The organism is Streptomyces sp. AMJ-169, assembly GCF_055597585.1.
This window is the reverse complement of sequence record NZ_JBVLTJ010000013.1, coordinates 100,330-109,234: the sequence shown is the minus strand read 5'-3', so window position 1 is coordinate 109,234 and position 8,905 is coordinate 100,330. Positions and strand designations below refer to the sequence as shown.

The 8,905-nt window shown below is 70.9% G+C and carries 7 protein-coding genes; 6 read left to right on the top strand and 1 reads right to left on the bottom strand.

The annotated features are described in order from the left end of the window. Positions 1 to 96: 96 nt before the first annotated feature. Positions 97 to 597 (bottom strand): transcriptional regulator BldD, encoded by a 501-nt coding sequence (gene bldD / locus ACYUD3_RS29010; protein WP_110626898.1) that lies wholly within the window; start codon positions 595 to 597, stop codon positions 97 to 99. A 252-nt stretch (positions 598 to 849) separates the two neighbouring features. Here bldD and pyrR point away from each other — a divergent pair, with 252 nt between their 5' ends. From pyrR to carB, 6 genes are all read left to right on the top strand, one after another. Continuing rightward, positions 850 to 1,407 (top strand): bifunctional pyr operon transcriptional regulator/uracil phosphoribosyltransferase PyrR, encoded by a 558-nt coding sequence (gene pyrR, locus ACYUD3_RS29005; RefSeq protein ID WP_470975994.1) that lies wholly within the window; start codon positions 850 to 852, stop codon positions 1,405 to 1,407. 114 nt (positions 1,408 to 1,521) lie between these two features. Then, positions 1,522 to 2,502 carry an aspartate carbamoyltransferase catalytic subunit gene (locus ACYUD3_RS29000; RefSeq protein WP_470975991.1) on the top strand — a complete coding sequence of 327 codons (981 nt, stop codon included), beginning with the start codon at positions 1,522 to 1,524 and terminating at the stop codon, positions 2,500 to 2,502. Positions 2,503 to 2,508: 6 nt separating this feature from the next. After that, the gene (locus ACYUD3_RS28995) at positions 2,509 to 3,795 is read left to right on the top strand and encodes a dihydroorotase (RefSeq protein WP_470975988.1); all 1,287 of its coding nucleotides are present in this window, start codon (positions 2,509 to 2,511) and stop codon (positions 3,793 to 3,795) included. Next, entirely contained in the window at positions 3,792 to 4,409 is a 618-nt protein-coding gene (locus tag ACYUD3_RS28990) for a PH-like domain-containing protein (protein WP_470975985.1), read from the top strand. Before ACYUD3_RS28995 ends, ACYUD3_RS28990 begins: the two co-directional genes overlap by 4 nt. Beyond that, complete coding sequence (carA, locus tag ACYUD3_RS28985) at positions 4,406 to 5,578, top strand: glutamine-hydrolyzing carbamoyl-phosphate synthase small subunit (protein ID WP_470975982.1); 1,173 nt, start codon at positions 4,406 to 4,408, stop codon at positions 5,576 to 5,578. Before ACYUD3_RS28990 ends, carA begins: the two co-directional genes overlap by 4 nt. Next, the gene (carB, locus tag ACYUD3_RS28980) at positions 5,571 to 8,879 is read left to right on the top strand and encodes a carbamoyl-phosphate synthase large subunit (RefSeq protein ID WP_470975979.1); all 3,309 of its coding nucleotides are present in this window, start codon (positions 5,571 to 5,573) and stop codon (positions 8,877 to 8,879) included. Before carA ends, carB begins: the two co-directional genes overlap by 8 nt. Positions 8,880 to 8,905 lie beyond the last annotated feature (26 nt).

Below are 8,905 nucleotides of genomic sequence, written 5' to 3'. Positions count from 1 at the left end.
AAAACCCGTCCCGTGTGGTGCAACAAACCCCCCCCCCCCCCTTCCCCCCCCCCCCCCCCACGTTTCTGCGTAAGGCCCCCTAGGGAACCTCCGCGCTCAGCTCTCCTCGTGGGCGACCGCGCGGCGCGCGTCCGCGTCGAGGACGCCCCAGCTGATCAGCTGCTCGGTGAGGACCGAGGGGGACTGGTCGTAGATCACGGCCAGGGTGCGCAGATCGTCCTGGCGGATCGACAGCACCTTGCCGTTGTAGTCGCCGCGCTGGGACTGGATCGTCGCCGCGTAGCGCTGGAGGGGACCCGCCTTCTCGACCGGGACATGGGCGAGCCGCTCCAGGTCCAGGACCAGTTTGGGCGGCGGCTCGGCGGCGCCACCGGGCGTCGTGCCGGGCAGCAGCTCCTGCACCGGGACGCCGTAGAAGTCCGCCAGCTCGGCGAGGCGCTGCACGGTGACGGCGCGGTCCCCGCGCTCGTACGATCCGACGACGACCGCCTTCCAGCGGCCCTGGGACTTCTCCTCGACCCCGTGGAGGGAAAGGCCCTGCTGGGTGCGGATCGCGCGGAGCTTGGCCCCGAGTTGTTTGGCGTATTCGCTGGACATATAGCTCCCGGCGCTGTGTCGACGCGGACGGCTGTGTTGCCGTTCCGCTCGGCTGGTAACTCATTGTGAGGTTACGCAGCGTGATTCTCCTGCGTCAAGCCGAATGGTCCACACCGACCCTTCCGTGGTATCGATGGCTGATTACGCCAGGGGGGTGAACCGGGCCCCCGCGAGGTGCTGCTACCTTGGTTGGCGCAAACCCGACGTCCTTTAAGGTCCGTCCCGTGAGGCGGAGAAGGAGGTCCTTCCCGTATGGACACCCAAGCGTCCGATGCGCGGCCCGTGCTCGAGGGCCCCGACATCGAGCGGGTCCTGACCCGCATCGCCCACGAGATCGTCGAACGCGCCAAGGGCGCCGACGACGTGGTGCTGCTCGGCATCCCGACCCGCGGCGTCTTCCTGGCCCGCCGGCTCGCCGCCAAGCTCGAAGAGATCACCGCGCGCCCGACCCCGGTCGGTTCGCTGGACATCACGATGTACCGCGACGACCTGCGCATGCACCCCCCGCGCGCGCTGGCCCGCACCGACATCCCCGGTGACGGCCTCGACGGCAGACTCGTCGTCCTCGTCGACGACGTGCTCTTCTCCGGCCGCACGATCCGCGCCGCCCTCGACGCCCTGAACGACCTCGGGCGCCCGCGCGCGGTCCAGCTCGCCGTCCTCGTCGACCGGGGCCACCGCGAACTGCCCATCCGCGCCGACTACGTCGGCAAGAACCTCCCCACGTCGCTGCGGGAGACGGTCAAGGTCCTGCTCGCCGAGGAGGACGGCCGTGACACCGTCCTGCTCGGTGTGAAGCCGGCCCAGTAGCGCACCCGAGGGCCCCCGCCACCGCGCGGGTGCGCTCTCACGCGCCCTGCCGTGCCTTCTGGGGGACACCCCCAGACCCCCGTGATCCCAGAATTCCCTTACGGAGCCTGACAGATGCAGCGTCATCTCATCTCGGCCGCCGACCTCACCCGCGACGACGCCGTCCTCATCCTCGACACCGCGGAGGAGATGGCCCGGGTCGCCGACCGGCCCATCAAGAAACTCCCCACCCTGCGCGGCCGTACGGTCGTGAACCTCTTCTTCGAGGACTCCACCCGTACCCGCATCTCCTTCGAGGCCGCCGAGAAGCGGCTCTCGGCGGACGTCATCAACTTCACCGCCAAGGGCTCCTCGGTCTCCAAGGGCGAGTCCCTGAAAGACACCGCGCAGACCCTGGAGGCCATGGGCGTCGACGCCGTCGTCATCCGGCACGGGGCGTCCGGGGCGCCCTACCGGCTCGCCACCTCCGGGTGGATCGACGCGGCCGTCATCAACGCCGGCGACGGCACCCACCAGCACCCCACCCAGGCCCTCCTGGACGCCTTCACGATGCGCCGCCGGCTCATCGGGCGCGACGCCGGGCTCGGGCGGGACCTCGACGGCAAGCGGATCACCCTCGTCGGGGACGTCCTGCACAGCCGCGTCGCCCGCTCCAACGTGGACCTGCTGCACACCCTGGGCGCCCACGTCACCCTCGTCGCCCCGCCCACCCTGGTCCCGGTCGGCGTGGAGAGCTGGCCGTGCGAGGTGTCCTACGACCTCGACGCCGTCCTGCCCAAGTCGGACGCCGTGATGATGCTGCGGGTCCAGCGGGAGCGGATGAACGCGGCGTTCTTCCCGACCGAGCGCGAGTACTCGCGGCGCTACGGGCTCGACGGGCCGCGGATGGCGCGGATGCCGGAGCACGCGATCGTCATGCACCCCGGCCCGATGGTCCGCGGCATGGAGATCACCGCCGAGGTCGCCGACTCCGACCGCTGCACGGTCGTCGAGCAGGTCGCCAACGGCGTCTCCATCCGGATGGCCGTCCTGTACCTGCTCCTGGGCGGCAACGAGCCCGCCGTCAGCCACGCCCGCACCACCGAGGAGAAGTAAGACACGATGAGCAAGATCCTGATCCGTGGTGCGAAGGTGCTCGGCGGCGCGCCGCAGGACGTCCTGATCGACGGCGAGACCATCGCCGCCGTCGGCGCGGACCTGTCCGCCGACGGCGCCGAAGTCGTCGAGGCCGACGGCAAGGTCCTCCTCCCGGGCCTCGTCGACCTCCACACCCACCTGCGTGAGCCCGGCCGCGAGGACTCCGAGACCGTCCTGACCGGCACCCGCGCGGCGGCCTCCGGCGGCTACACGGCCGTCTTCGCCATGGCCAACACCTTCCCCGTCGCCGACACCGCAGGCGTCGTCGAGCAGGTCTACCGGCTCGGCCAGGAGCACGGCTACTGCGACGTGCAGCCCATCGGGGCCGTCACCGTCGGCCTGGAGGGGCGCAAGCTCGCCGAGCTGGGGGCCATGCACGAGTCGGCCGCCGGGGTCACCGTCTTCTCCGACGACGGCAAGTGCGTCGACGACGCCGTGATCATGCGGCGCGCCCTGGAGTACGTGAAGGCGTTCGGCGGGGTCGTCGCCCAGCACGCGCAGGAGCCCCGGCTGACCGAGGGCGCCCAGATGAACGAGGGCGTCGTCTCCGCCGAACTCGGGCTCGCCGGCTGGCCCGCGGTGGCCGAGGAGTCGGTCATCGCCCGGGACGTCCTGCTCGCCGAGCACGTCGGCTCCCGCGTCCACATCTGCCACCTCTCGACCGCCGGCTCCGTCGAGATCGTCCGCTGGGCCAAGTCCCGCGGCATCGACGTCACCGCCGAGGTCACCCCGCACCACCTGCTGCTCACCGACGAGCTGGTGCGCTCCTACGACCCGGTCTACAAGGTCAACCCGCCGCTGCGCACCGAGCGGGATGTGCTCGCGCTGCGGGCGGCGCTCGCGGACGGCACGATCGACATCGTCGCCACCGACCACGCGCCGCACCCGCACGAGGACAAGGACTGCGAGTGGGCCGCCGCCGCCATGGGCATGGTCGGCCTGGAGACCGCGTTGTCAGTGGTGCAGGAGACCATGGTCGAGACGGGCCTGCTGGACTGGGCCGGGGTCGCCGAGCGCATGTCGTCCAAGCCGGCCGAGATCGGGCGGGCGAAGGGGCACGGCCGCCCTGTCTCGGCAGGTGAGCCCGCCAACCTCACGCTCGTCGACACGGCATACCGTGGCCCGGTCAACCCCGCGGGCTTCGCCTCGCGCAGCCGGAACACCCCGTACGAGGGGCGTGCGCTGCCGGGCCGTGTGACCCACACCTGGCTGCGGGGGAAGGCCACGCTCGTCGACGGGAAGCTCACGTGACACTACTGATCGCTGCCGGCCGGGAATCGGCGCCGGTGACCGACTGGGCCGCACGCGTCGGCTGGGTCGTCGGACTCGCCCTCTTCGTCGCGCTGCTCTACTGGCTGATGCGCGAGGGCTGGAAGTGGCGCGCCACCCTCCAGAGCGACCTCCCCGAGCTGCCCGCCCGCCCGTCTCCCACCACCACCCTCAACGGAGGCGGCAAGCCGCCACCGCCTGGAATGCCGGAAGAGCCCGGCGAGGCGAAACTGACGATGTCCGGCCGCTACCACGGCTCCACGACGGCCGGGCAGTGGCTCGACCGGATCGTCGCCCACGGCCTGGGCACCCGCAGCCGCGCCGAGCTGACCCTGACGGACGCCGGCCTGGACGTCGTACGGCCGGGCGCGGCCGGGTTCTTCATCCCGGCCGGCGCGCTGCGCGAGGCGCTGCTGGGCAAGGGCATCGCCGGCAAGGTCCTCACCGAGGGCGGGCTGCTGGTGGTGACCTGGGAGCACGGCGGCAAACTGCTCGACTCAGGGTTCCGCTCGGACCACGCGGCCGAGCACACCGCCTGGGTCGACACCCTCAACTCCATGATCAAGAACAATCGCACGGAAGGCGCCGAACGATGACGACCTCCATCCAGGGAAGCGCCTCGCAGAGGCACAAGGCGTCTCCCGCCGTACTCGTCCTGGAGGACGGCCGGGTCTTCCGCGGCCGTGCCTACGGGGCCGTGGGGGAGACCTTCGGCGAAGCGGTGTTCTCCACCGGTATGACCGGCTACCAGGAGACCCTGACCGACCCGTCGTACGACCGCCAGATCGTGGTCGCGACCGCCCCGCAGATCGGCAACACGGGCTGGAACGACGAGGACGACGAGTCGGGCCGCATCTGGGTCTCCGGCTACGTCGTGCGCGACCCCGCGCGCGTGCCCTCCAACTGGCGCGCCAAGCGTTCGCTGGACGCTGAACTGGTGGCGCAGGACGTCGTCGGCATCCATGGCGTCGACACCCGCGCCCTCACCCGTCACCTGCGCGAGCGCGGCTCCATGCGCGCGGGCATCTTCTCCGGCGAGCGAATCGCCCCGGACGACGAACTCCTCGCCCGCGTCCAGGCCCAGCCCCCGATGAAGGGCGCCTCCCTGTACGAGGAGGTCGCCACCAAGGAGGCGTACGTCGTCCCCGCGATCGGCGCGAAGCGCTTCACGGTCGCCGCGATCGACCTCGGCATCAAGGGCATGACCCCGCACCGCATGGCCGAACGCGGCATCGAGGTGCACGTCCTGCCCGCGACGGCCACCGAGGCCGACGTGTACGCGGTCGACCCGGACGGCGTGTTCTTCTCCAACGGCCCCGGCGACCCGGCGACCGCCGACGGCCCCGTCGCGCTCATGACGGCGGTCCTGAAGCGGAAGACCCCGCTGTTCGGCATCTGCTTCGGCAACCAGATCCTCGGCCGCGCCCTCGGCTTCGGCACCTACAAGCTGAAGTACGGCCACCGGGGCATCAACCAGCCCGTGCAGGACCGTACGACCGGCAAGGTCGAGGTCACCGCGCACAACCACGGCTTCGCCGTCGACGCCCCGCTGGACAAGGTCAGCGAGACCCCGTTCGGCCGCGCCGAGGTCTCCCACGTCTGCCTCAACGACGACGTGGTCGAAGGGCTCCGGCTGCTCGACCAGCCCGCGTTCTCCGTCCAGTACCACCCCGAAGCGGCGGCAGGGCCGCACGACGCCGCCTACCTGTTCGACCGCTTCACGTCTTTGATGAGCACAGTCCTGTTGGAGGGCCAGCGTGCCTAAGCGCACCGATATCCAGTCCGTCCTGGTCATCGGCTCCGGCCCGATCGTCATCGGCCAGGCCGCCGAGTTCGACTACTCCGGCACCCAGGCCTGCCGCGTCCTGCGCGCCGAGGGCCTGCGGGTCATCCTGGTCAACTCCAACCCGGCGACGATCATGACCGACCCGGAGATCGCCGACGCCACCTACGTCGAGCCGATCACCCCCGGCTTCGTCGAGAAGATCATCGCCAAGGAGCGCCCCGACGCCCTCCTGCCCACCCTGGGCGGCCAGACGGCCCTCAACACCGCGATCTCCCTCGCCGAGAACGGCACCCTCGACAAGTACGGCGTCGAGCTGATCGGCGCCAACGTCGAGGCCATCAACAAGGGCGAGGACCGCGAGCTGTTCAAGGAGGTCGTCGAGGCCGTCCGCGCCAAGATCGGCCACGGCGAGTCGGCCCGCTCGGTCATCTGCCACTCCATGGACGACGTCCTCGCCGGAGTCGACACCCTCGGCGGCTACCCGGTCGTCGTGCGGCCCTCGTTCACCATGGGCGGCGCCGGGTCCGGGTTCGCGCACGACGAGGAGGAGCTGCGCCGCATCGCAGGGCAGGGCCTCACGCTCTCGCCGACCACCGAGGTCCTCCTGGAGGAGTCCATCCTCGGCTGGAAGGAGTACGAGCTGGAGCTGATGCGCGACAAGCACGACAACGTCGTGGTCGTCTGCTCCATCGAGAACTTCGACCCCATGGGCGTGCACACCGGCGACTCCATCACCGTCGCCCCCTCGATGACGCTCACCGACCGCGAGTACCAGATCCTGCGCGACATCGGCATCGCCGTGATCCGCGAGGTCGGGGTCGACACGGGCGGCTGCAACATCCAGTTCGCCGTCAACCCCGAGGACGGCCGGGTCATCGTCATCGAGATGAACCCGCGCGTGTCCCGCTCCTCCGCGCTCGCCTCCAAGGCGACCGGCTTCCCGATCGCCAAGATCGCCGCCAAGCTGGCCGTCGGCTACACGCTGGACGAGATCCCCAACGACATCACCCAGGAGACCCCGGCCTCCTTCGAGCCGACGCTCGACTACGTCGTCGTCAAGGCCCCCCGGTTCGCCTTCGAGAAGTTCCCGCAGGCCGACTCCACCCTCACGACCACCATGAAGTCGGTCGGCGAGGCCATGGCCATCGGCCGCAACTTCACCGAGGCCTTCCAGAAGGCGCTGCGCTCGCTGGAGAAGAAGGGCTCGCAGTTCGCCTTCACCGGCCCGGTGGGCGACAAGACCGAGCTCCTGGAGGCTTCCGTACGACCTACCGACGGTCGTATCAACACCGTCATGGAGGCCATCCGCGCGGGTGCCACCCCGGAGGAGATCTTCGCGTACACGAAGATCGACCCCTGGTTCGTCGACCAGCTCTTCCTGATCAAGGAGACCGCCGACGGACTGGCCGCCGCCGAGCGGCTCGACGCCGACCTGCTCGCCGAGGCCAAGCGGCACGGCTTCTCCGACCAGCAGATCGCCGAGATCCGCGGCCTGCGCGAGGACGTCGTCCGCGAGGTGCGCCACGCCCTCGGGGTCCGCCCGGTCTACAAGACGGTCGACACCTGCGCCGCCGAGTTCGCCGCGAGGACCCCGTACTTCTACTCGTCCTACGACGAGGAGAGCGAGGTCGCCCCGCGCGAGAAGCCCGCCGTCATCATCCTGGGCTCCGGGCCCAACCGCATCGGCCAGGGCATCGAGTTCGACTACTCCTGCGTCCACGCCTCCTTCGCGCTGAGCGACGCCGGGTACGAGACCGTGATGGTCAACTGCAACCCCGAGACCGTCTCCACCGACTACGACACCTCCGACCGGCTCTACTTCGAGCCGCTCACCCTGGAGGACGTCCTGGAGATCGTCCACGCCGAGCAGCAGGCCGGACCGGTCGCGGGCGTCGTCGTCCAGCTCGGCGGGCAGACCCCGCTGGGGCTCGCGCAGGCGCTCAAGGACAACGGCGTACCGATCGTCGGCACGCCCCCGGAGGCCATCCACGCGGCCGAGGACCGGGGCGCCTTCGGGCAGGTCCTCGCCGAGGCGGGCCTGCCGGCCCCCAAGCACGGCACGGCGACGACCTTCGCGGGCGCCAAGGCCATCGCCGACGAGATCGGCTACCCGGTCCTGGTCCGCCCCTCCTACGTCCTCGGCGGACGCGGCATGGAGATCGTCTACGACGAGGCCCGGCTGGAGACCTACATCGCCGAGTCGACCGAGATCAGCCCCTCGCGTCCGGTCCTCGTGGACCGCTTCCTGGACGACGCGATCGAGATCGACGTCGACGCCCTGTACGACGGCGAGGAGCTGTACCTGGGCGGCGTCATGGAGCACATCGAGGAGGCCGGCATCCACTCCGGCGACTCGGCGTGCGCCCTGCCCCCGATCACGCTGGGCGGGCACGACATCAAGCGGCTGCGGACCTCCACGGAGGCCATCGCGCGCGGGGTCGGCGTCCGCGGTCTGATCAACATCCAGTTCGCGATGGCCGGCGACATCCTGTACGTCCTGGAGGCCAACCCGCGCGCGTCGCGGACGGTCCCCTTCACCTCCAAGGCGACCGCCGTCCCGCTGGCCAAGGCCGCCGCCCGGATCTCCCTGGGCGCGACCGTCGCCGAGCTCCGCGCGGAGGGCCTGCTGCCCGCGCGCGGGGACGGCGGCGAGCTGCCCATGGACGCGCCGATCTCCGTCAAGGAGGCCGTCATGCCGTGGTCGCGCTTCCGCGACATCCACGGCCGGGGCGTCGACACCGTCCTCGGCCCGGAGATGCGCTCCACCGGCGAGGTCATGGGCATCGACTCCGTCTTCGGCACGGCGTACGCCAAGTCCCAGGCCGGCGCCTACGGACCGCTGCCCACCAAGGGCCGCGCGTTCATCTCGGTCGCCAACCGCGACAAGCGCACGATGATCTTCCCGGCCCGCGAGCTGGTCGCCCACGGCTTCGAGCTGCTGGCCACCTCCGGCACCGCCGAGGTCCTCAAGCGCAACGGCATCAGCGCCACGGTCGTGCGCAAGCAGTCCGAGGGCACCGGACCGGACGGCGAGCGGACCATCGTCCAGCTCATCCACGACGGCGAGGTCGACCTCATCGTCAACACCCCCTACGGCACCGGCGGCCGGCTCGACGGCTACGAGATCCGCACCGCGGCCGTGGCCCGCTCCGTGCCCTGCCTGACGACCGTCCAGGCGCTCGCCGCAGCCGTCCAGGGCATCGACGCCCTCGGCCGCGGGGACGTCGGCGTACGGTCCCTCCAGGAACACGCCGAGCGGCTGACGTCGGCCCGGGACTAGCAGCCAGCGACGAGGGGGACACCGGC